Annotated in this window: 21 protein-coding genes; 9 read left to right on the forward strand and 12 right to left on the reverse strand. The window is 71.6% G+C overall.

What is annotated here, in order from left to right; genetic code table 11:
* Window positions 1-193: 193 nt before the first annotated feature.
* The 4 genes from J3486_RS10470 to J3486_RS10485 form a co-directional block, all read right to left on the reverse strand.
* Complete coding sequence (locus J3486_RS10470; RefSeq protein WP_207819927.1) at window positions 194-1,033, reverse strand: MetQ/NlpA family ABC transporter substrate-binding protein; 840 nt, start codon at window positions 1,031-1,033, stop codon at window positions 194-196.
* Between the two features lie 73 nt (window positions 1,034-1,106).
* The gene (locus J3486_RS10475; RefSeq protein ID WP_207819928.1) at window positions 1,107-1,859 is read right to left on the reverse strand and encodes a methionine ABC transporter permease; all 753 of its coding nucleotides are present in this window, start codon (window positions 1,857-1,859) and stop codon (window positions 1,107-1,109) included.
* Window positions 1,856-2,902 (reverse strand): methionine ABC transporter ATP-binding protein, encoded by a 1,047-nt coding sequence (locus J3486_RS10480; RefSeq protein WP_207819929.1) that lies wholly within the window; start codon window positions 2,900-2,902, stop codon window positions 1,856-1,858. The genes J3486_RS10475 and J3486_RS10480 overlap by 4 nt, the downstream gene beginning before the upstream one ends.
* A gap of 368 nt (window positions 2,903-3,270) precedes the next feature.
* On the reverse strand, window positions 3,271-3,921 hold the full coding sequence (locus tag J3486_RS10485; protein WP_207819930.1) for an HAD family hydrolase: 651 nt from the start codon (window positions 3,919-3,921) through the stop codon (window positions 3,271-3,273).
* Between the two features lie 126 nt (window positions 3,922-4,047).
* Between J3486_RS10485 and J3486_RS10490 the strand changes: the two genes are divergently transcribed.
* Both J3486_RS10490 and J3486_RS10495 read left to right on the forward strand, forming a co-directional pair.
* A complete protein-coding gene (locus J3486_RS10490; protein ID WP_207819931.1) occupies window positions 4,048-4,407 on the forward strand; it encodes a hypothetical protein in 360 nt (119 codons plus the stop codon).
* A gap of 94 nt (window positions 4,408-4,501) precedes the next feature.
* On the forward strand, window positions 4,502-4,906 hold the full coding sequence (locus J3486_RS10495) for a hypothetical protein (RefSeq protein ID WP_207820275.1): 405 nt from the start codon (window positions 4,502-4,504) through the stop codon (window positions 4,904-4,906).
* Window positions 4,907-4,936: 30 nt separating this feature from the next.
* Here the strand turns inward: J3486_RS10495 and J3486_RS10500 are convergent, their stop codons facing one another.
* The 3 genes from J3486_RS10500 to J3486_RS10510 all read right to left on the reverse strand — a co-directional run bounded on the left by J3486_RS10500 (window position 4,937) and on the right by J3486_RS10510 (window position 7,271).
* Window positions 4,937-5,437 carry a GNAT family N-acetyltransferase gene (locus tag J3486_RS10500; RefSeq protein ID WP_207819932.1) on the reverse strand — a complete coding sequence of 167 codons (501 nt, stop codon included), beginning with the start codon at window positions 5,435-5,437 and terminating at the stop codon, window positions 4,937-4,939.
* Window positions 5,438-5,476: 39 nt separating this feature from the next.
* Entirely contained in the window at window positions 5,477-5,998 is a 522-nt protein-coding gene (locus tag J3486_RS10505) for a sigma-70 family RNA polymerase sigma factor (protein ID WP_207819933.1), read from the reverse strand.
* A 73-nt stretch (window positions 5,999-6,071) separates the two neighbouring features.
* Window positions 6,072-7,271: a glycerophosphodiester phosphodiesterase gene (locus tag J3486_RS10510; RefSeq protein WP_207819934.1), complete on the reverse strand. Its 1,200-nt coding sequence runs from the start codon at window positions 7,269-7,271 to the stop codon at window positions 6,072-6,074.
* 332 nt (window positions 7,272-7,603) lie between these two features.
* On the opposite strand from J3486_RS10510, the gene J3486_RS10515 reads away from it, so the two are divergent.
* Window positions 7,604-8,233 (forward strand): 1-acyl-sn-glycerol-3-phosphate acyltransferase, encoded by a 630-nt coding sequence (locus J3486_RS10515; RefSeq protein ID WP_229377890.1) that lies wholly within the window; start codon window positions 7,604-7,606, stop codon window positions 8,231-8,233.
* 314 nt (window positions 8,234-8,547) lie between these two features.
* On the opposite strand, the gene J3486_RS10520 is transcribed toward J3486_RS10515, so the two are convergent.
* Window positions 8,548-10,077: an MFS transporter gene (locus J3486_RS10520; protein ID WP_207819936.1), complete on the reverse strand. Its 1,530-nt coding sequence runs from the start codon at window positions 10,075-10,077 to the stop codon at window positions 8,548-8,550.
* Entirely contained in the window at window positions 10,074-10,625 is a 552-nt protein-coding gene (locus tag J3486_RS10525; RefSeq protein ID WP_229377818.1) for a TetR/AcrR family transcriptional regulator, read from the reverse strand. Before J3486_RS10525 ends, J3486_RS10520 begins: the two co-directional genes overlap by 4 nt.
* Window positions 10,626-10,801: 176 nt before the next feature.
* Between J3486_RS10525 and J3486_RS10530 the strand changes: the two genes are divergently transcribed.
* Window positions 10,802-11,047, forward strand: coding sequence for a hypothetical protein (locus J3486_RS10530; RefSeq protein ID WP_207819938.1), 246 nt, complete (start codon window positions 10,802-10,804; stop codon window positions 11,045-11,047).
* 117 nt (window positions 11,048-11,164) lie between these two features.
* On the opposite strand, the gene argH is transcribed toward J3486_RS10530, so the two are convergent.
* Complete coding sequence (argH, locus tag J3486_RS10535; protein WP_207819939.1) at window positions 11,165-12,592, reverse strand: argininosuccinate lyase; 1,428 nt, start codon at window positions 12,590-12,592, stop codon at window positions 11,165-11,167.
* 213 nt (window positions 12,593-12,805) lie between these two features.
* Between argH and J3486_RS10540 the strand changes: the two genes are divergently transcribed.
* From J3486_RS10540 to J3486_RS10560, 5 genes are read left to right on the forward strand one after another with little or no spacing between them, the layout of a single operon-like run.
* Complete coding sequence (locus J3486_RS10540; RefSeq protein WP_207819940.1) at window positions 12,806-13,393, forward strand: pyridoxamine 5'-phosphate oxidase family protein; 588 nt, start codon at window positions 12,806-12,808, stop codon at window positions 13,391-13,393.
* Between the two features lie 3 nt (window positions 13,394-13,396).
* Window positions 13,397-14,107 carry a L,D-transpeptidase gene (locus J3486_RS10545; protein WP_207819941.1) on the forward strand — a complete coding sequence of 237 codons (711 nt, stop codon included), beginning with the start codon at window positions 13,397-13,399 and terminating at the stop codon, window positions 14,105-14,107.
* Between the two features lie 49 nt (window positions 14,108-14,156).
* A complete protein-coding gene (locus J3486_RS10550) occupies window positions 14,157-19,070 on the forward strand; it encodes a caspase family protein (protein ID WP_207819942.1) in 4,914 nt (1,637 codons plus the stop codon).
* The gene (locus tag J3486_RS10555; protein ID WP_207819943.1) at window positions 19,063-19,443 is read left to right on the forward strand and encodes a hypothetical protein; all 381 of its coding nucleotides are present in this window, start codon (window positions 19,063-19,065) and stop codon (window positions 19,441-19,443) included. The genes J3486_RS10550 and J3486_RS10555 overlap by 8 nt, the downstream gene beginning before the upstream one ends.
* Window positions 19,440-20,048 (forward strand): hypothetical protein, encoded by a 609-nt coding sequence (locus J3486_RS10560; RefSeq protein ID WP_207819944.1) that lies wholly within the window; start codon window positions 19,440-19,442, stop codon window positions 20,046-20,048. Before J3486_RS10555 ends, J3486_RS10560 begins: the two co-directional genes overlap by 4 nt.
* Here the strand turns inward: J3486_RS10560 and J3486_RS10565 are convergent.
* Window positions 20,023-21,522 (reverse strand): HAMP domain-containing sensor histidine kinase, encoded by a 1,500-nt coding sequence (locus tag J3486_RS10565; protein WP_207819945.1) that lies wholly within the window; start codon window positions 21,520-21,522, stop codon window positions 20,023-20,025. The two genes, J3486_RS10560 and J3486_RS10565, sit on opposite strands and share 26 nt — an antisense overlap.
* Complete coding sequence (locus J3486_RS10570; RefSeq protein WP_307804768.1) at window positions 21,519-22,250, reverse strand: response regulator transcription factor; 732 nt, start codon at window positions 22,248-22,250, stop codon at window positions 21,519-21,521. The genes J3486_RS10565 and J3486_RS10570 overlap by 4 nt, the downstream gene beginning before the upstream one ends.
* Window positions 22,251-22,281: the final 31 nt, after the last annotated feature.

Below are 22,281 nucleotides of genomic sequence, written 5' to 3' on the forward strand. Positions count from 1 at the left end.
TTCGTGGCCGCCTGCGTCCCTCGTGTCGGCCGGGGTGAAGTGCCCAGCATGCAGCATGCAGGCACGTAACTGCACATGGGGGCCGCTCCCGTTGACGGGAGCGGCCCCGAATTCATGCGCGTACGGCGTCAGTTCTTTCTGATCCGCTCTTTGTGGTCCGCTCTTTGTGGTCCGCTCGTTCTGATCCGCGGAATCAGAAAGAGGGGAGCACCGAGCCCTTGTACTTGTCCTCGATGAACTTCTTCACCTCGGGCGAAGTGAGCAGCTTCGCGAGCTTCTTCACGCGCGGGTCGTTCTCGTTGCCCTCCTTGACGGCGAGCACGTTGTTGTACTTGTTGTTCTTCGTCGACTCCAGGACGAGGGCGTCCTTGGCGGGGCTGAGCTTGGCGCCGATCGCGTAGTTGCCGTTGATGACCGCGGCGTCGACGTCCTCGAGGGAGCGCGGGGTCTGGGCCGCCTCGACCTCCTTGAACGTCAGGTCCTTCGGGTTCTTCGCGATGTCCTGCGGGGTCGCGGTGGCCTCGGCGCCGCTCTTGAGGGTGATGATCCCGTTGGCGGCGAGGAAGCGCAGGGCGCGGCTCTCGTTGTCGGCGTCGTTCGGAAGGGCGATGGTGCCGCCCTTCTTGAGGTCGGCGACCTTCTTGACCTTCTGCGAGTAGAGGCCGAGCGGCTCCAGGTGAACGGTGGCGACCGACGTGAGGTGCGTGCCGTGCTTCTTGTTGAAGTCTTCCAGGTACGGGACGGTCTGGAAGTAGTTGGCGTCGACGGAGCCGTCCTCGGTGGCGGTGTTCGGCTGGACGTAGTCCGTGAACTCCTTGACCTCCAGGTTGAGGCCGGCCTTCTTCGCCAGGTTCTTCTGGATGTACTCGAGGACCTCGGCGTGCGGGACCGGGGTCGCCGCGACGACCAGCGGGTCGGACGCCTTGGCCTTGGTGCCGGCCTTGTCCGCGTCATCGGCGCCACACGCGGTCAGGCCCAGGGTGAGGGCGCCGGTGGCGAGGACAGCTGCGGTGATCTTGGTGGTGTTACGCACGAAAAGTGCCTTTCTCCATGGGTGGTGCAACCCGCCGGGTGGGACGGGGAGTCGGGGAATCCGCGGCAAGGCCTCAGGAGGTCTTGGCGGGTGCGGCGTCCGCGGCGGCCGGGCCGCCGGGCAGGAAGCCGCCGAGGAGGCGGAAGCGGAGCGGTTCGCCGCCCTTGCCCGCACGGCGGTGCAGGACCCGGGCGCCGCTGTCGCCGGCGAACTGGATGATCGCGATGACGACCGCGAGGATCGCGACGATGATCCACATCATGGCGGTCTCGAAGCGCTGGTAGCCGTAGCGGATGGCGAGGTCGCCGAGGCCGCCCGCGCCGACCGTGCCGGCCATCGCGGAGTAGCCGATGATGGCGACGATCGTGGTCGTGGTGGCCGAGATCAGCGACGGCAGCGACTCGGGCACGAGGACCTTGCGGACCACGGTCCAGGTGTTGCCGCCCATCGACTGCACGGCCTCGACGAGCCCGCCGTCGACCTCGCGCACCGCCGTCTCGACGAGCCGCGCGAAGAACGGGATGGCGCCGATGGCGAGCGGCACGATGGCGGCCTCGCGGCCGATGGTCGTGCCGACGACCCAGCGTGTGAAGGACAGCAGCGCGACCATCAGGACGATGAAGGGCATCGAGCGGACGATGTTCACGATCTGCCCGATCACCTTGTTCGCCACGGTGTTCTGGAGCAGTCCGCCGCGGTCGGTGAGGACCAGCAGGACGCCCAGCGGCAGGCCGACGACGACGGCGATCAGCGTGGACCAGCCGACCATGTAGAGGGTGTCCCAGCACGCCTGGGACAGCAGCGGCTGCATCTCCGACCAGGTCACTTGGACACACCTTCCTTCAGCAGTACGGACGCGCCCTGGTCGTGCCCCTGGATGTCGACCTGGAGGCCCTGCTCGCGCAGGAAGCCGATGGGGACGACGTTCTCCTCGTAGCGGCCGGGCAGTTCGATGCGCATCCGGCCGACCTGCTTGCCGCCGACGGTGTCCATCGCGGCGCCCAGGATCGAGATGTCGATGTTGTACGTGCGCGAGAGCTGCGAGATGACCGGCTGGGTCGTCGACTCCCCGTGGAAGGTGACGTCGATGACGGTGCGGTCGGCGCCGGAGGCCTCGCCGCTGACGGGGAAGAGCGCGGCGGCGAGTTCGGAGCCCGGGGTCGCGAGGAGTTCGCCGACGGTGCCGGACTCGACGATCCGCCCGCGCTCCATCAGGGCGGCGGAGTCGCAGACGGTTTTGACGACGTCCATCTCGTGCGTGATGAGCAGGACGGTCAGGCCGAGCTGCTGGTTGAGGTCGCGCAGCAGCTGGAGGATGGAGCGGGTGGTCTCCGGGTCGAGGGCGCTCGTCGCCTCGTCGGACAGGAGCACCTTGGGGTCGCCGGCGAGGGCGCGGGCGATGCCGACGCGCTGCTTCTGGCCGCCGGAGAGCTGGGCCGGGTAGGACTTGGCCTTGTCGGCGAGACCGACCAGGTCGAGGAGTTCGAGCGCCTTGGCGGAACGTTCCGCCCCCGACTTGCCGAGGATTTCCAGCGGCAGCTCGATGTTGTCCTGCACGGTGCGCGACGACAGCAGGTTGAAGTGCTGGAAGACCATGCCGATGCGGCTGCGCGCCTGGCGCAGTTCGCGGCCTGCGCGCGGGCCGCGGCCGGCGAGTGCGGTGAGGTTCTGGCCGTCCACCGTCACGGTGCCGGAGGTGGGGCGTTCCAGGAGGTTCACGCAGCGGATGAGCGAGGACTTGCCGGCGCCTGACTGGCCGATGACGCCGTACACCTCGCCTTCGCGCACGTGCAGATCGACGCCGTCGAGGGCGGTGACCTCTCGGCCGCGCGAGCGGTAGACCTTGGTGAGGCCCTGGGTGGTGATCACGTGGATGTCCGTCACAGTCGAGTGCGCGGCACGGGTGGCGCCGGGCACGGGGCATTCATGCGGGAGGATCCGGTGGCCGGGCGCGGCAGAATCTCGCTCCCCACGGGCAGGAAGCGGTGCTGAGTCGTGTCAGCGGGCTGTGCGCAGGCGAACCCGGGTCTCGCTTCGGGGCGCGAGAACTGGTGGTGCAGGGGCCCTCAGAAGGCGCACATTCGACACATACAACGAGCACCGGGCGTCATCGTCGCCTCGGTCGCAAGGGTGCGGCTGCTCGTCGTGGTCATGCGGGCAAGTAAAGCAGACGTGAGGACGCCGACCACCACCGCTGTCCGAATAGCGGACAGCCGTGAGCGGATTCGTGGGACGGCTCAGGGGGTGGCGGTGATCTCCACGCCGGCCTCCGTGACCAGCGCGGACACGGCCGAGAGGTCCTTCACCACGACATCGGCGACCAGCTCGTGCGCCTCGTGCGTTGTGGTCAAGGCCACGGTCCGCATGCCGCCGGCGTGCCCGGCGGTCAGCCCGGCGGGGGCGTCCTCGAAGACGACGCAACGGGCCGGGTCCACGCCCAGCTTGCGGGCCGCGAGCCGGAACGGCTCCGGGTCGGGCTTGCCGCGCGTGATGTCGTCGGCGGCGATCAGCAGCGGCGGCTCGATGCCGACGGCGGCGAGCCGGGCCTCGGCGAGGCGGCGGGTCGCGGAGGTGACGACGGCCCAGCGGCCCGCGGGCAGCGAGCGGAGCAGGTCGAGGGTGCCGGGCAGGACGTGGGTGCCGCCGTTGGGCACGTCCTCGACCTCCAGCTCCTCGATGCGGGCGACGGCCTCGGCGACCTTCCCGGCGGGCAGCAGGTCGGCGGCGATCTCGGCGGCGGGGCGGCCGTGCAGCTCGACCGCGGCGAAGTCCTCGGCGGTGATCCCGTACTCCTCGGCCCACCGCGTCCAGCAGCGGTACACCGACTCCATGGAGGAGAGCAGGGTTCCGTCGTTGTCGAACAGCAGGGCGTCAGCGGTGATCTTCATGGCTCCCGAGCGTACGCCCGCCCGTATCCCACCACCGCCCTGCCCGAGAGCGCTTCGCGCTCGCCTCACTTTGCCGCGACGGGGGCGCGCGCAGCAGGTCTTTTGGCCCGTAATAGGCTCTCGGCCATGCTTGATGTCCTGACCCTGGTGACGGGTCTCGCCGCGCTCGCGCTCGCCGCGTGGTGCGGCTTCGCCGCCTACCGCGACCAGCCGACCAAGGACTGGCACTTCATCGGTATGGCCGTGGTGTCGGTGCTCGCGCTGGTGCAGCTCGTGGTCGGGATCGTGCAGCTGGCGCGGGGCGAGAAGCCCGCGCAGGGCACGACGATCTTCGTCGCGTATCTGATCGGGGCCTTCGCGTGTGTGCCGGCCGCCGGGTTCATGTCGCTGGCGGAGCGGACGCGGTGGGGGTCGGTGACCGTCGCCGCGGGCGGTGTGGTCCTCGCCGTTCTCGAAGTGCGGCTCTACGACATCTGGGGAGGATGAGGTGGCTGTGACCTCTTCCGAGAACGGCACGGAGAACGGCACGGAAAACGGCGCGCAGACGGGCCCGGAGAACGGCTCCGAGCAGCGCCGGCGCCTGATCGGCGGCCCTGGGCTGCTGCTCGTCTGGCTCTACGGCGTGATGGTCGTCGGCGCCGTGTCGCGGTCCGTCTTCCAGATCTCGACCGAGTTCGACAAGGCGCCGCTGGCCTACTCGTTGTCGGCGGTGGCCGGGCTCGTCTACTGCTTCATCACGTACTCGCTGGTGCGCGGCGGGGACACGGCGCGGCGGGCCGCGTTCGTGTGCTGTGCGCTGGAGCTGGCGGGCGTGATCGTCGTCGGTACGTGGACGGTGGTGGACTCCGCCGCGTTCCCGGACCAGACCGTGTGGTCGGACTACGGGATGGAGTATCTGTTCATCCCCGTACTGCTGCCGGTCACGGCGATGTACTGGCTGCGCAAGGGCGTCGAGCGGCAGCAGGCGCCGGCCGTCTCGGGCTGAGCCCGCGGACGGCCGGGCGGGCCGCTGCCGTCAGACCGCCGAGAGGCTCGGGGTCTGCGAGTCCTTCGCCAGCGTGACGAGCGTCAGCCGCTCGTCGACCTTCTTGCTGGTCACCGGAGCGTAGCCGTGCTTGCGGTACAGGCGCAGGTTGTGCTCGCTGCGGTGGCCCGTGAAGAGCTCGAAGCGCTTGGCGGTGCCCGTCGTGCCGAGGTCCGCCTCGATGGCGGCCAGGAGGCGGCCGCCGAGGCCGTGGCGCTGCATGCGCGGGTGGACGATCAGCTTGTTGATGTGCGCCGTGCCGTCCGCGTCGGTCGTGCCGCGGACCGACGCCACCACTTCGTCACCGAGGCGGGCCACCAGGACGGTGCCGCCCGCCAGTTCCGCCCTGAGGGACTCCAGGGACTGCGTGAGCGGCTCGATCGAGTAGTCCCCGTAGAGCTGCGCCTCGCTCTGGTAACAGAGGTACTGCAGTTTGAGGATCTGCTCGGCATCCGCTTCGGTCGCCGCAGAGATGGTCACGCTCATGCCCATGTGTGCATGCCTCCCGCTCACCTGTCCGCCGGTTTTCCTTCACCCTTTTCCCCGGTGAGCCCGCGGCGCAACCTCGGAGGCCATGATTCTGCGCAGGCATCCCAGACATCTGGAACGTTCCGGCCCAAGACTGCCCTGTGAGATACCCAACTCGCCTGCGATTTCCCGGTACGTGGGGTCTTGCGGGGACAGCAGGGCACCGATGAGGCGGGGGCAGCGTCCCGGCAAACGGCGTACAGCGGCGTGCAGGTCCCTGGCCCGTTCGCGGGCGAGGGCGCGCAGTTCCGGGTCCGACTCCCCCGCGTCGGCGGCGGGCTCGGTGGCGTACGGCCGCTCGTGAACGCTCGTACGGCGCAGCCGGCGGGCCTCCGCCCGGACCGTCGCGGTGAGCCAGGCGGCCGGGTCGGGCGGTGGGTCCTGGGCGGCGAGCTGTTCGAGCAGACGCAGCCAGACGTCCTGTTCCAGGTCGTCCAGATCGGCGGCGGGGAGTTCGGCGTGCGCCTCGGCCGCGAGGAGGGGGCGCAGGGTCTCGATCACCGTGGTGTCGTAGCTGTGGGTCATGTACGACGGGACGGGCCGGCCCGGCACGTGGTTGCCGGACCGGCCCGCGCTCACTCCAACCGGCGCTCGCGGCTCAGCCGTTGACGAAGTCCTCGCGGGCGAGCAGGGCGGTGTCGCAGTTGTCGGAGAACACGCCGTCGATCCCGGTGGCGTAGTACGCCTTGAAGGCGCCGAACGCGTCGCCGTACGCGTTCGGGTCCGTGCCCTTCTTGAAGTCGGCCGGCAGGAAGGTGTTCTCGTTGCGCATCGTGTAGGGGTGCAGGATCAGGCCCGCCGCGTGCGCGTCCTCGACGAGCGTCGTGGGCTGGGTGAGCTTGCCCGAGGCGTCCTTCGGGATGATCAGGTCCAGGGTCGGGCCGATGCCCTGCGCGTACGTCGCGATCTCCGCGAGGCCCTTGGGCGTGATCAGGTCGGCGACGGTGCGCGGGTCGCCGATGTCGACGAAGTCGGCGGGGCGGGAGTTCGCCGTCGAGAGGAGCACGGCCTTCGGGTTGGCGACCAGCTTGGCGAGGCGCTGGATGCTGGTCGGCTCGAAGGACTGCAGGATCACCGGCGAGTTCTTCTTGTGCAGCCCGTGGGCGCGCAGGATCTTGGCGAGCCGCTCCTCCAGGCCGAGGCCCAGCTTGCGGAAGTAGGTGGGGTGCTTGGTCTCCGGGTAGATCCACACCTCACGGCCGCGCTTCCTGCTCTGCTCGGCGCGCCAGGCGAGCACCTCCTCGAAGGTGGGGATCTCCCAGCGGCCGTTGTAGAGGGTGTTGTGCTGGCGGGTGCCCGGGATGCGCTCCACGGCGCGCAGGGTCTTCAGTTCGGCGAGCGTGAAGTCCTCGGTGAACCAGCCGGTCGTCGAGACCCCGTCGATGACCTTGGTCGTCTTGCGGCCGGCGAACTCCGGGTGCGCCGAGACGTCCGTGGTGCCGCCGATTTCCGGCTCGTGACGGCATACGAGGTGGCCGTCCTTGGTCGGGCAGAGGTCACCGGCCTCGATGACATGGGCGCCCATGTCGAGCGCCAGCTGGTACGAGCCGAGCGTGTGCTCGGGGCGGTAGCCGCTGGCGCCGCGGTGCCCGACGACGGTCGGCACCGGCAGACCCTTGATCCCGCGGCCGTTCGCCGCGTGATGCGTGCCACTGTCGGCGTCGGCGGCTCTCGCCGTTCCGGGCACGGCCAGGGCGGCCGCGCCCGCACCGAGCACCGCCGCACCGAGCAGGGAGCGGCGGCCTACCCCCGTGGTCGTCCGGTCCCCCCGTGCCGCCTGTGACTTCTCGTTCCCCATGAAGCACTCCTCCCGAACAGTTGTGCCTTGCACCTGTCGAAGCGGTCCCGATCGTAGGTGGGTGGGAGTGACGAACGGGAGACCTCGTACGGAACGGGAGGGTGATGCCGGGTGACTCCTGGGGGTCACCGGTGTACCAACGGTGTGCGAACCCAGGTCAACTCTGCGTATCCACTCGGTGAACCCGATGTGCGGCCGGGCGGGGCGCGCGAGTATCGTCCTCACCTGCACAGACCTCACGGCCGATCCCAGGTCGTTCCCAACCGAATCCCTTGACATCGGAGGGCCCGTTGTCCCGCTTCGCGCTCATCAAGGCAGTGCTCGGACCGATCATGCGCCTGATGTTCCGCACCCGTGTGGAAGGCGCCGAGAACATCCCGGGCACTGGCCCCGTCATTCTGGCGGGCAACCACCTGACGTTCATCGACTCGATGATCCTGCCGCTCGTGTGCGACCGGCAGGTGTGCTTCATCGGCAAGGACGAGTACGTCACCGGCACGTCACTCAAGGGCCGTCTCATGGCCTGGTTCTTCACCGGCGTCGGCATGATCCCGGTCGACCGGGACGGCGCCAACGGCGGTGTGGCCGCGCTCATGACCGGCCGTCGCGTCCTCGAAGAGGGCAGGATCTTCGGCATCTATCCGGAGGGCACGCGCTCGCCCGACGGGCGGCTGTACCGCGGTCGTACGGGGATCGCGCGGCTGACGCTGATGACCGGGGCGCCCGTCGTGCCGTTCGCCATGATCGGTACGGACAAGCTGCAGCCGGGCGGGGCGGGGATGCCGCGGCCCGGGCGGGTGACCGTGCGGTTCGGCGAGGCCATGGAGTTCTCCCGGTACGACGGGATGGACCGTGACCGGTATGTGCTGCGGGCCGTGACCGACTCCGTGATGGCCGAGGTCATGCGGCTGTCGGGACAGGAGTATGTGGACATGTACGCCACCAAGGCCAAGGCCGCGTAGCGCTCCGCTGTTCATCCGGGTTCGGGCCCACCGGGATTTCTTCCGGTGGGCCCGAACCTTTTTGTGGCCGCGGGTGGGCTGTGGGCGGGCCGTGGGCGGGGGCCTGCTGGAGCGCCTGCCCGGCGCTGGGGTGCCGCCTTGCCCACCCTGCCGCCCTTGGCGGCAGATTGCCCAAGGCGGGTGGGGGCGGGCGGCGGATTGGCCGAGGCGGGTGGGGACACGGCCGGCGGCGGCCTGCCCGAGGCGGGTGGGGACACGGGCGGCGGCGGATTGGCCGAGGCGGGTGGGGGCCGGCGGCGGATTGCCTGGGGCGGTCAGTTCTCCAGGTGTTGGCCCTTGAGCATGAACCAGGCTGCCACCGCTGTTGCCAGGAGGACGATCGCGCCGACGCCGGCCGCCAGTTGGAGGCCGTCCACGAAGGCTCCCTGGGCCGAGGCGAGGAGTTCGTGGGCCTGGGCCGCGGGCAGGGACGACGACGCCTCGACCGCGCCGCCCAGGGACTCATGGGCCGCCGACGCCACGTCCGCCGGGGTGCCCGCCGGGGCCGTGAAGCCCGCGTAGACGCCCGTGACGATGGAGCCGAGCACGGCGATGCCGAGGGCCGCGCCGAGTTCGTACGCCGTCTCGGAGACCGCCGACGCCGCGCCCGCCTGTTCCTTGGGGACGCTGGAGAGGATCACGTCGGCCGTCACCGTGAAGGAGAATCCGGCGCCGATGCCGACGACCAGGAGCGCGGAGCCGAGCAGCGGGTAGCCCGTCGACTGGCTCAGGGTCGTCAGGGCGGCCAGGGCCAGGCCCACCGCCGCGAGCCCGCCCGCGACCACGGCGCGCACCGAGAAGCGGCGTGCCACCGTACCGGCGATCAGACCGGCGCCCACCGCGCCGACCGCGGCCGGGAGTTCGGCCAGGCCCGCCTCGAACGGCTCGCGCCCCTGCACCAGTTGGAGGAACTGCGAGAGGAAGAAGATCAGGCCCGCGAGCCCCAGGATCGTCAGGAGGTCGGCGAGGACCGCGCCCGAGAAGCCCCGGTTGCGGAACAGGCGCATGTCCAACAGGGGCGAGGACAGGGTGAGTTGGCGGCGCACGAAGGAGGCGAGGGCCGCCGCGCCGATCAGTGCCGTCGCCGCCACGTCCCAGTTGAAGCCGTGCGCCGCCGCCTCCTTCACCGCGTAGACGACACCGATCATGCCGACCAGGGAGAGGCCGACGCTGGGCAGGTCCCAGGGGCCCGGGACCGGGTTCTTCGACTCGGGGATGAGCTTGGCGCCGACGATCACCAGGACCGCCATCACCGGCAGGTTGATCAGGAAGACCGAGCCCCACCAGAAGTGTTCGAGCAGGAAGCCGCCGACGACCGGGCCGACCGCGGTGCCCGCCGAGGCCATGGCTCCCCAGATGCCGACGGCGAGGGAGCGCTCGCGCGGGTCGTGGAAGATGTTGCGGATCAGGGCGAGGGTCGAGGGCATCAGGGTCGCGCCCGCGACACCGAGCAGGGCGCGCGCCAGGATCATCGTCCCCGGCGACGACGCGTACGCGTTGAGCACCGAGACCGCGCCGAACGCGACCGCGCCCGTCAGCAGCAGCTTCTTGCGGCCGATGCGGTCGCCGAGGCTGCCCATGGAGACGAGCAGACCGGCGATGACGAACGAGTAGACGTCACCGATCCAGAGCAGCTGGGTGCCCGACGGCTTGAGGTCTTCACTGATGTAGGGAGTTGCGAGTCCGAGGACCGTCGCGTCCACGGCGACGAGCAGCACCGCCAGCACCAGGACGGAGAGGGCGAGCCACCGTCCGGGACGGGCCGCCACCTCCGTCTCGGGTGTGCGCTGTTGTGTGCCGGTCATGGTTCCACGCTCCGTCTGGCGCCGCCGAGCAGCAGCTCGGCGATCATGTATGAGAAGTCCTTGGCCGCGACGCGGCCGTCCTGTACGGCCCAGGCGCCGCTGCCGATGAGGCCGTAGAGCGCCTCGCAGAGCCAGGCCGGTGTCAGGTCGATGCGGAACTCGCCCGCTTCCTGACCGCGCCGGAAGAGCGCCACCATGCGGCCGTCGAGCCGCTCCCAGCCCGCGTTCTGCCCCTCGCCCTCGAAGAGCTGGTTCTCGGTGGTGAGGAAGGCGAGCAGCGGGGCCGCCGGTTCGATCTCCTGGATCAGGCGGCGCAGCGCGTCCTCGGCCCGGCCCTCGCCGAGCCGGGCCCGGTCGAGCGCCGTCTCGCACTCCTGGATGCCCAGGCTCTCCAGCGCCCGCACGAGCGCGTCACGGCCGGCGAAGTGGCGGTGCAGGGTGGCGCGGCTGATGCCGGCGGCCCGTGCGACCTCGTCCATGGTGGCCGTGGACTTGCGGGTGAGCAGGGCGGCGGCGCTGCGCAGCACCTGTTCGCGATCGACTGACATGAGACAAGAATAGAGCAGATGAGACACCAATGTCTCACCGAATTCTGCCGCTCGGGCTCCGGGTCACCCCGGTGGCCCGCCTCCTCACGCGGTGTTACGACTGTCGGGAGTGCCGGGACGTTCCGGCAGCGGGCCTTACGGGAGGTACCGGGATGGGGTGCTGCATCTTCGCGGCCATGGCGGCGATCGGGCCGCGCGTCGCGCTCGTGATCACGTGGCTGTTCACCAACCTCGTGGACCGCGCCTTCAACGGTGTGCTGCTGCCGCTGTTCGGCCTGATCCTGCTGCCGTGGACGACGCTGGGGTACGTCTTCGCGTACGCGCCGGTCGTCGGGGTGCGCGGCATCGGCTGGCTGGTCGTGCTGATCGGGCTGCTGATGGACTTGTCGAGCTACGGGGGCGGGGCGCGGGCCCGCCGCTGACGCCCGTAGGCACGCGTCGCGGGCGCCGTAGGCATGCGACGGGGCCCGGTTCGTCCACGTACGGACGAACCGGGCCCTGTTCTGTGCTTGCTCGCCGCGTCTTTCGACGCCGGCGGGCTACTTCTTCGCGTCCACCCAGGCCCGCTGGACCGCGAGGTCCTGCTTGACCTCGGTGAGCTGGACGGCGACCGCGCTGGGCGCCGTGCCCCCGCGGCCGTCGCGGGAGGCGAGCGCGCCCGGCACGTTCAGCACCGTGCGGACCTCGGGCGTGAGGTGCTCGGAGATCTTCGCGAACTGGTCGTCGGTGAGCTCGTCGAGCTCCTTGTTCTCCGACTCGGCGACCTTGACGCACTCGCCCGCGACCTCGTGCGCGACGCGGAACGGCACGCCCTGCTTGACCAGCCACTCGGCGATGTCGGTGGCCAGCGAGAAGCCGGCCGGGGCGAGCTCCTCCATGCGCTCCCGGTTGACGGTGAGCGTGGCCATCATGCCGGTGAACGCCGGGAGCAGCAGCCGCAGCTGGTCGCAGGAGTCGAAGACCGGCTCCTTGTCCTCCTGGAGGTCGCGGTTGTAGGCGAGGGGCAGCGCCTTGAGCGTCGCCATCAGGCCCGTCAGGTTGCCGATGAGGCGGCCGGACTTGCCGCGCGCCAGCTCGGCGATGTCCGGGTTCTTCTTCTGCGGCATGATCGACGAGCCGGTGGAGAAGGCGTCGTGGAGCGTGACGAAGGAGAACTCCTTCGTGTTCCAGAGGATGATCTCCTCGGCGATCCGCGAGATGTTCACGCCGATCATCGCCGTGATGAAGGTGAACTCGGCGACGAAGTCGCGCGAGGCCGTGCCGTCGATGGAGTTCCCGACGGAGCCGTGCTCGAAGCCGAGGTCCGCGGCGACCGCCTCCGGGTCGAGGCCGAGCGAGGAACCGGCGAGCGCGCCCGAGCCGTACGGCGAGACCGCCGTGCGCTCGTCCCACTGCCGCAGCCGCTCCGCGTCCCGGGACAGGGCCTGGACGTGGGCCAGGACGTGGTGGGCGAAGAGCACCGGCTGGGCGTGCTGGAGGTGGGTGCGGCCGGGCATCGCGGTGTCCGGGTGCGCCTCGGCGAGGCCGACGAGGGCCTCCTGGAGGTCGGCGATCAGACCGCCGATGACCCGGGCCTCGTCCCGCAGGTACATCCGGAAGAGCGTCGCCACCTGGTCGTTGCGCGACCGGCCCGCGCGCAGCTTGCCGCCGAGGTCGACGCCGAGCCGCTCCAGGAGACCGCGCTCCAGGGCGGTGTGCACGTCCTCGTCGGCGATGGTGCCGACGAAGGAGCCGTCCGCGACGTCCCGCTCCAGCTGGTCGAGCCCGGCGATCATGCGGGTGAGCTCGTCCTCGGTGAGCAGGCCCGCCCTGGTGAGCACGCGCGCGTGCGCGCGGGAGCCCGCGATGTCGTACGGGGCGAGGCGCCAGTCGAAGTGGACGGAGGCGGAGAGTTTCGCCAGGGCCTCGGCGGGACCGTCGGCGAACCGGCCGCCCCAGAGGCGGACATCGCCGGTGTTGCTGCTCACGTGCTCTGCTCCTCAAGCCGGTCTCAGTGTCGCGGTGTCGCGGGGTCACTGTATCGCTGTGCATGAGTATGCAGTGGACTGCATGATTCGTCAATCAGTAGGCCGCCGTGCCGGGCCACCCGCCCGTCGCCGCCGGGATGCCGCTCGGCGAGCGGCTGGTCCGCGATGCGAAACGCCGCCTCGCGCGCGGGGTGAACGGGGCATCATCCCCGCATGGGAAAGAGCCACGAACGCATAGACGGACGACTGCGCACCTTCATCGAGTCCCAGCCGGTCTTCTTCACCGCGACCGCGCCGCTCTCCGGGGACGGCACGGTGAACCTCTCCCCCAAGGGCCTCAAGGGCTCCTTCGCCGTCGTCGACGAACTCACCGTCGCCTATCTGGACTTCGCCGGGTCCAACGCCGAGACCATCGCCCATCTGCGCGAGAACGGCCGGATCACGCTCATGTGGTGCGCCTTCCAGGGCCCGCCGAACATCGTCCGGGTGCACGGCCGCGGCGAGCCCGTCTTCCGCGACGACCCGCGCTTCACCGAGCTGCTCGGCCATTTCGGCGACTTCGACCCGACGCGCAACGGGCTGCGCGCGATCATCCTCGTACGGGCCGAACACATCCGGGACACCTGCGGATACGCGGTCCCCTTCATGACGTACGACGAGGAGCGCTCCCTCCACGGGGACTTCTTCGTGCGCAAGGACGACGCCGAACTCGACGCCTACTTCCAGAAGAAGGAGTACATCGGAACCAGCCTGGACGGACTTCCGGGGCTGCCGTTGCCGCTGCCGCCCGCTACCTTCTGACCCATGCGTCCTTTACGAGCAGGTATCGCCGCAACTGTCGTCGCGTGCGCCGCGTTCGGTGCCGCCCCGCCCGCGTCCGCCGCCGTTCCGCTGCCCGCCCGGATGGCGGACACCGGCGGCGGCAGCCAGCTCATCACCGCCGAGGCGCCGCGCGCGTCGGCCACCTCCGGCACGGTCACCTGGTGGGACCGGCGCCCGGACGGCCGCTGGGTCGAGGCCGGTTCGGCGCCCGCGCGGTTCGGGGCGAAGGGGCTCGTCGCCGGGACCCACCGCAAGCAGGGCACGAACACCACCCCGGCCGGGCTCTACGGCCTGCCCTTCGCCTTCGGCAACAAGGCGGCGCCCGGCGGCACCTCGGTCGCCTACAAGCGGGTGCGCGGCACGTCCTGGTGGTGCCAGGACAACGACTCGCGCTCCTACAACCGCTGGACCCAGCCCCGCCCGGCCGACTGCCGGGCCGCCGAGTCCGAGCACCTGGCCGACTACGCCACGCAGTACGCGTACGCGCTCGTGATCGGCTTCAACTACGACAAGCCCGTGCGCGGGCGCGGCGCCGGGATCTTCCTGCACGTCAACGGGCGGGCGGCGACGGCCGGTTGCGTCTCCGTGCCGCAGGACGCCATGCGGCGGATCATGACGTGGGTGAAGCCGGGACGGGCGCCGCACATCGCGATCGGGACGACCGGCGGAGCGACGGCCCTCACCCGTTACTGAGGTCCCTGTCGGTCCCGGATGTCATCATGTCGCTCTGGGCGGGAGGGACATGAACGACGTACGCAAGGCACTCCTCTTAGGGGTGGGGCAGGTACCGGAGCAGGCCGACGGCCTCGAACAGCTGGACGCGGTGGTCCATGCCGATCTCCAGCTGATGGAGTCGGCCCTCCGGTCCGCCGGTTACACCGTCGAGACGTTGCTCGACCCTCACCTGAGCCAGCTGAAGCGGCGGGTGTACGAGTGCGCACGGGACATCCCGGCCGACGGCACGCTGCTGCTCTACTTCACCGGGCACGGCATCCGCATCGCCGGACAGGACTACCTGGTCCCGGCGGACGCCGTCTGGCCCGAGGACGGGGTCTGGCACGAGGTGTACTCGGACTCGCTGCTGCACGCCGGGATCAGCCCCCTCCTGAAGGGCTGCAAGGCCGGGACCGTGCTGTGGGTGATCGACGCGTGCCGGGCCGGTGAGACGGAGGACGGCGTCCCGTTCGGCAGCAACACCGACAGTGGGCCGCCGACCGGTGACTACGCCGTCCTCACCGGGTGTTCGCGCGGCGAGCGCAGTGGCTACGGCCCCGAGGGCAGCTTCTTCACCCAGGGCCTCGCCGAGGCACTGGGCCCGCTCAGTCCGGCCCGTACGGTCACGGAGGTCTTCACCGCCGCGCGCCGGGCCACCGAGCGGACGGCTCGCCGCGTCGGCGGCATCACCCAGACCCCCGCGATCAAGTACGTCACCCAGGACGAGGCCCGTGCCCGGGGCACGGAGATCTGCCCCGGGCGCTCCCTCAAGGAGGACTGGCTCGCGGCGGCGCTCGACACCCCGCTGTGGGACCGGGTCCCGCAGGGGCAGCACGGGGAGGCGGCACGTTTCCGGCAGTGCCTGGCGGACTTCGTCGAGCAGTGCGCCCGCACTCTGCACCACGCCCAGGAGCGGCTGCCGCACGACGACCCCTGGGCCGACGACACGTTCGTGGTCCGGCTGCTGCACCAGCGGCTGCCCGAACTGCTGCCCGCGACCGCGGAGTTGTCCGCGATCGAGGTCGCGTCCCTGGTGACCGTCGTCTTCCTGCGAGAAGTCGCGTGGGCGGAGCGGCTCAGCCAGGCCGCCGAGGTCGACCCGTACGTGTCGGCCCGCAAGCCGGGCGCGGACGCGTACCGCAGGCACTACGAGCAGATCGCCGAGCAGCACCAGTCGGTGGCCCGCCGGGCCGTCGAGTGCCGGGCCCGTGGCCGCGTCAGGGACACGGCGGCGGTGACGATGTGGCTCGTCCACCGCTGGATCGCCGACCGCTTCGAGACCGACGACGCCCCCGTCGCGCCCGCCCTCGCCCGGCGGCTGCTGGAGTCCATGGGGGTGAGCCCGGAGCGCGCGCAGGAGCCCGCCGAGGCGCTGTCCGCGATGGCGGCAGGCCTGGGGACGGAGGAGCCGCCGGCCGCGACGGCGGCGCCCGAGAAGGTCCTGCTGCCCGAGGGCCACCGGGCGCTGCGGATCCGCCCGTTGACCGGGCTGCTGCGGCTCGCGGCGGTCCTGGCGGTCGACGTGCGGACGTTCCCCGACGTGGTGGCGGAGCATCTCGGCGTCTCCGATCCGGTGATGCCGGGGCAGGTCATCGGGGCCCTCCGCGAGCTGGGCTGGGCCCGCGAGGGCGAGGTGCTGCACCTGGACGCCCTGTGCCCGCACCAGGCGGTGCACGCCGCGCTGACCGCCGTCGTGGAGCGGGCGGACGAGCTGGCCGAGGAGACCGCCGGGCTGGCCGGAGACCTGCCCGCGCCCGAGTCGGCCCTGTTGGCGTGTCTGCCCCAGCGGGTGACCGACCGCGACGTACGGCCGAGTCTCACGGCGGGCCGGCCCTCCTACGAGGTGCCGCTCCTGCGCTTCCATCTCGCGCAGACGGAGGTGCGCGAGCTGCTGATGGGCGAGCAGCTGTACGGCGGCGAGCCCAACCTGGCGCTGCGCGAGCTGTACCAGAACGCGATGGACGCCTGCCGGTACCGGGCGATGCGCTGGCGGTACCTGCGCTCGCGGGGCACGGACACGGGCCACTGGACGGGCGAGATCACGTTCAGCGAGGGCGAGGACGAGCGGGGGCGCTACGTCGAGTGCCGTGACAACGGGGTGGGGATGAGCGCCGAGCAGCTCAAGCACACCTTCACCCGGGCGGGCAGCCGCTTCGAGCGCTCCAAGACGTTCCGCCGGGAGCAGGCACGCTGGCTGCGCCACGATCCGGCCCTGCGCCTGTACCCCAACAGCCGTTTCGGCATCGGGGTGTTCAGCTACTTCATGCTCGCCGAGGAGATGACGATCGTCACCCGGCAGGTCAGCCCCGAGGGCATTCCGGCCGAGCACGCGCTGCGGGTCGACATTCCCAGCAGCGGGAGCCTGTTCCGTATCCAGCAGCACAGCGGGGCGGACGGGCTGGCCGACGGCGGCACGCGGGTCCGGCTGTATCTGCGCGAGGGTGCGCTGGCGGGCGGCGCCTCGTGCGTCTCCGTGCTGCGGGAGCTGGTCAGGATCGCCGAGTTCACGCTCACCGCGCGGGACGCGGAGGGTGGCTCCCACACCTGGCGGCCCGGCGTGCTGCAGCCGTCGCCCGCCGTCCCCGAGGAGCATCTGGAAGCCGTGCCCGGGGTGCTGTGGTGGGTGTCCGGCGAAGGGGCCGTGCTCTGCGACGGCATCGTGACCGACCGCAAGCCCTTCGGCTGCGTGCTCAATCTGACCGGCGAGCACGCGGGCGTGCTCAGCGTCAGCCGGAAGGAGTTGCAGGACTTCGACCGGGCGTGGGCGACGGAGCGGTGGCGCGAGGGCGCGGCCGCGCTGTCGGCGTGGCCGCGCCTGACGATGGAATGGGTGTGGGAACTGGACCGGTCGAACCCGGCGGTCGCCGTCGTGCTGGGCGAGGAGTGGCGCGGCCGGGGCCTGCGGGTGCGGGACGGGGACGGGACGGTCCATGAGCTGGACGCCGTGGGCTGGTTCCATCCGGACGCGCGCCTCATGCACAACAGGTACTCGCCGGAGTTCCGTGCCTGGGAGGACTGGCGAGGCGCGGTCCTGCGCCACCGTCGATCGGCGCCGAGTCCCCGGCGGCTGACCGGACACCCGGTCCCGCGGCCGGGCGACGGACATCTCGGCTCGCAGGTGCAGCAGTCGTGGCCCGACGTCGTCCAGTACGCGGCGGACAACGCGGTGCCGCTGGCCGGGGCGATGCGCCGGCGCCGCGCCCTCGGCATCGCGGCCCACTGCTGGGTTCCTCGGCAGGACCCGGCGCGGCCCGTCGACCTGGACTGGGTGCCGAGCGGTGAACAGGCCGACTTCGTCGCACAGTTGACCAGCAAATGGTCGGGCTACGAGGAGTACCGGCAGGGTCCGTGGATCCCCGGCGAACTCCACGACATACCCAGGGCCTCGGCCAAGCTCCTCATGCCCCTGGCGACTCTGGCCGCACAGATCGTGCCGTTCGAGCCTTTCGGGCTGCCGCAGGTGCCGCAGGTACCCGATCAGTACCGTCGGCACGTCTGCGACACGGCGGAACTCGACCGCCTCTTCGTCCGGAAGCTCGGGTACTCCCCCACACCCCCGGTGCACGCGTCCGACATCCGCCACATCTGCGAAGAGACCGGGGACTCGCCGGAAGCCGTCCTCGACGTCGTCGCGGCCCACGCATGGCTGGGCTGGACCGCCTTCGACCTGGCCGACGTCCTGCCCTGGATGGACATCTCCGAGGAGGACTTCGCCTTCCTCTCGCGGTACCGCTTCTCCTGGCTGGGGGAGCACACGCTCCCCTGGTCCGCGACGGTGGAGCTCGCCTCGCAGCGCAGCCTCTTTCTGGGAGAGGCCGAGGGGCACCTCACCCGGCTCAGCGCGGCACTCGGTCTCACGTACCGGCCTGCGTTCGCGTCCCCGGAGCATCCGGCGTGGTACATCCGTCCGACGGAGACCACCGTCGAGTACGCGGACCGCAGCATGGGCCGGTCCTTCGACGTGACCGCCCCACCTCTTCTGTCGAATCTGATCGGCTGCGACGACACGTCCGTGGACCAGCTGCGTACCCTCGGCGCCCCGATCCCCCGGGCCCACCGCCTGGCCCAGCGCTGGCCCCAGCTCCCGCTGCGCCTGCGGTACGCGCTCAGCGGCCGGGAGTACCCGCCCATGGAGGAGTCCGACTATCCCGCGGAGCGGTTCGGTACGGCCACGCTCTTCAATGCGGCCTGCCTTCTGCAGGAGCCCCTGCGCGGTGTGCTGGAACTCGTCCGCCCCGTGGCCGACCAGCTGGGCCTGTGCATTCCGGACGTGCCCGGGGAACTCCTGGATCACCAGCCCATCGAGGCGGAGCGCGACGCCCTGCTCGGATACGTCGACGAGTACGGGGAGTTGAACGGCAACGAGTACGGCGAGGCCGTGTGGGTCCCGCTGACACCGCCACGGCTCGCGCGCCGGGCCCGGAGCATGGGGGTGGACGCGGCCACCGCGCTGGACTCGCTCCTGCCCCTGCGGTCCATGGGCGCCCTGCTCCCCGAGCTCGGCGACGACGCCGTCGACCGGCTGGGCGAAGAGGAACCGGACGGCTACGACCTGCATGTGCTGCAGAAATTCTGGCCCACGAGTCCGGACGGCTCGCACCGCGTCAGCCCGCTCGCCCTCGTCCGCGCCGCCGCCCGCATCGGTGACACCGCGAGTGAGACGGTCGCCCGTTACGCGCCCTACCTTCCCCTGGTCGCGCACCTCCCGGACCCGCCGCCGGATCTGTCCGCCGCCCCCGACACCGTCCCGCTCTGGCAGGACCTGATCATCCTCACCCGGTATCTCAACGGCGACGGCCCGGCGCTCGACGGCCGGGTCGGGCCGGCGGACATCGCCCGGGCCGCCGATGCCGTCGGGGAGTCGCCGACCTGGGTCGCGGAGCGGCTGCGGCTGTACGCGGCGCTGTTCGATCTCCACATCACCGAGGACGTCCATGACTGACCCCACCGCCTCCGCGGTCCCACACGCCTTCGACACGGCGTACGCGGAGCAGCACCTCGGCACCGCGACCACCCGCTTCACGGGCCGGCGCACAGCGGACGGCCTGGGCGTCGTCCTGGAGGGCCGCTGCCCGGGCTGCCAGGGACGGACGCGGACCGAGTACCGGCGCGGGGTGCCCGGGTCGGGCACGAAGGGGTTGCTCTCCTGGCTCAAGGGGGAGCAGCCGGGTCCCGGGCTCGCGGGCGATCTGGCCGCGCTGGCCGATGAGTGGCACTACTGCGAGTGCGGCCACCCGCACCCGCTGATGCCCGGGGACGCCGTCTTCGTGGGGTGCGGGGCGAGCTGGCGTGTGGCGGCGGTGGATCCGGCGTGAGCGCGGGGTCCGAGCGCCGGTGGTCGCTGCTCGCGCGCGAGCAGGAGTTCCAGCAACTGCCCGAGCTCAGGCGCCAGGCCGAGGGGTGGCGCAACGGCCTGGCGGGGCTGGCCTCGCTGCTCGCCGTGCTCGTGACGCTCAAGGGCCGCGACGATCTCGGTCAACTCCCGGACGGGGCACGCGACGTGGCGTCCGCGCTCGTCGCCGCGGCGTTCGTGCTGCTCGTCGGCGGCGCCGTGCTCTCCGTGCGGGCGGCCCACGGGCGGCCGGGGGACCGGATCCTGCTGGCGGGTCAGGCGCTGCGGCGCTGGACGGAGAGCGAGATCGTGCGGGTGACGCGGTCCCTGCGCTGGGCGGCGGTGTGCTGTGCGGGCGGCCTGCTGTTCGCGGCGGCGGGGGTGGGCGTCGCCTGGTTCACCACGGAGCCGGCGCCCGACAGTCTGGTGCGGGTGACCACCACCACCGGTGAGCGGTGCGGGGAGTTCCTCGGTTCGGGCCGGGGCGGGGTCCGCCTGCGGGTCGATGTGCAGGGCGGCACGAAGGAGCGGGTCACCGTGCCCGGCGCGGCGGTGGTGGCCGTCACTCCGGTCGACCGCTGCGGTTGAGCCGCGGCGCGGGCGGGCCCTCGGTGAGCCGGGGCAGCCGGACGGTGAACTGTGTCGCGCCGGGCTCGGTGGCCAGGGCGACCGAGCCGCGGTGGGCCTCCGCGACCCCCGCGACGATGGACAGGCCGAGGCCGGTGCCGCCGCCCTCGCCGCGCCGCTGGTCGCCGTGGACGAACCGCTCGAAGACCGTGTCGCGGACGTCGTCCGGGATGCCGGGTCCGTCGTCGGCGACCGAGAGCAGCACCGCGTCGGGGGCGGTGGTGAGGGTCGTGGTGACCTGGGTGCCGGGCGGGGTGTGCAGGCGGGCGTTGGCGAGGAGGTTCGCGAGGAGCTGGTGCAGGCGGTGGGCGTCGCCGGTCACCGTGACCGGCTCCTCGGGCAGCCGGAGCGACCAGCGGTGGTCGGGGCCCGCGGCCCGTGCGTCGTCGACCGCGTCGAGCACGAGCCGGGTCAGGTCGACCGGCTCGCGCTCCAGCGGGCGGCCCGCGTCGAGGCGGGCGAGCAGCAGCAGGTCGTCGACCATGGCGCCCATCCGGCCCGACTCGGCGGCGATGCGTTCCAGGGCGCGGGTCACCTCCGGCGGCACCGGGCCCGGGTGCAGCAGCGCGAGTTCGGCGTGGCCGCGGACGGCGGCGACGGGTGTGCGCAGCTCGTGGCTGGCGTCGGCGGAGAAGCTGCGCAGCCGCTCCTCGCTGCGCTGGCGCTGGGTCAGCGCGTTCTCGACATGGCCGAGCATGCGGTTGAAGGCGAGGGTGACCCGGCCGATCTCGCTGTCGGGCGGCATGGTCTCGGGGGCGCGGGCGGGCAGCGCGACCTCGCCGCTGGCGAGCGGGAGTTCGCTGACACGGGTGGCGGTGGCGGCGACCCGGTTGAGGGGCTTGAGCGACCAGCGCACCCACAGGGCGCCGGCGATGCCGGTGACGACGAGGGCGATGCCGAAGACGACGCCCGCGACGAGTTCCAGCTCGTGGACGGTGGTCTCGACGGGTTCGAGGGGCAGTCCGGTGATCAGGACGTCGCCGTCGCGGCCCTGGGTCGCGACGACGCGGTACTCGCCGAGCGTGGACAGCTCGACGGTGTGGCCCTGGCCGTCGACGGGCACGGCGGCGAGCCGCGCCTCGTCGGCGGCGTCGAGCTCCACGGCCTGGTTGTCGTCGGCGCGGACCACGGCGGCCCGGGTGACGGTCCCGTCGACCAGCCGGACACCGAGGGTGCCGGTGATCTGGCGGCGGGTGTCGCCGTACTCGTCGCCGTCGTGGTCGTCGTGGCCGCCCTGCCCGGTGCCCTTGTGCTCCAGGCTGGCCGGGTAGGTGCTGCCCGCGTCCTGCAGCTGCTGGTCGAGGCGGGAGGTGAGGAAACCGCCGACGCCGAGGACGGCCGCGATCCCGACGGCGGCGCAGCTGACGGCGAGCAGCACGACGAGGCCCGCGGTGAGCCGGCCGCGCAGGGTCCGCGGCAGGTGCGGCCCCTTCACCGGGCCGCCGGCTTGAGCACGTAGCCGGCGCCCCGCACCGTGTGGATCATGGGCTCCCGGCCCGCGTCGATCTTCCTGCGCAGATACGAGATGTAGAGCTCGACGACATGGGCCTGGCCGCCGTAGTCGTACGACCAGACGAGGTCGAGCAGCTGGGTCTTGCTGAGCACCCGGCGCGGGTTGCGCATCAGGCAGCGCAGCAGCTGGAACTCGGTGGGCGACAGATCGACGGGTGCGCCGCCGCGGGTCACCTCGTGGGCGTCCTCGTCCATCTCCAGGTCGCCGACGGTGAGCAGGGCGGTCGCGGCGCGCTCGCGGGTCATGCCGGCCCGGCGCAGCAGTCCGCGCACCCGGGCGACCAGCTCGGCCAGGGCGAACGGCTTCGTCACGTAGTCGTCGCCGCCCGCCGTGATCCCGGCGATGCGGTCCTCGACGGTGTCCCGCGCGGTGAGGAAGAGTACGCAGACGTGCGGCTGGGCGGCGCGCAGCTCGCGCAGCACGGTCAGGCCGTCGCGGTCGGGGAGCATGATGTCGAGGACCACGGCGTCGGGCCGGAACTCGTGGGCGAGGTCGACGGCGGCGCGGCCGGTGGCGGCGGAGCGCACGTCCCAGCCCTCGTAGCGCAGGGCACCGGTGACCACCTCGGCGAGGTCGGGTTCGTCGTCGACGACGAGCACGCGCACGGGGGTGCCGTCGGGGCGGGTCATAGCTGCGGGGCGTTGGCTCATGGCCGTACCAGGATCTCTCCGTTCGCTCTGA

The sequence above is a fragment of the Streptomyces sp. VRA16 Mangrove soil genome (assembly GCF_017377775.1).
Taxonomy (GTDB): domain Bacteria; phylum Actinomycetota; class Actinomycetes; order Streptomycetales; family Streptomycetaceae; genus Streptomyces.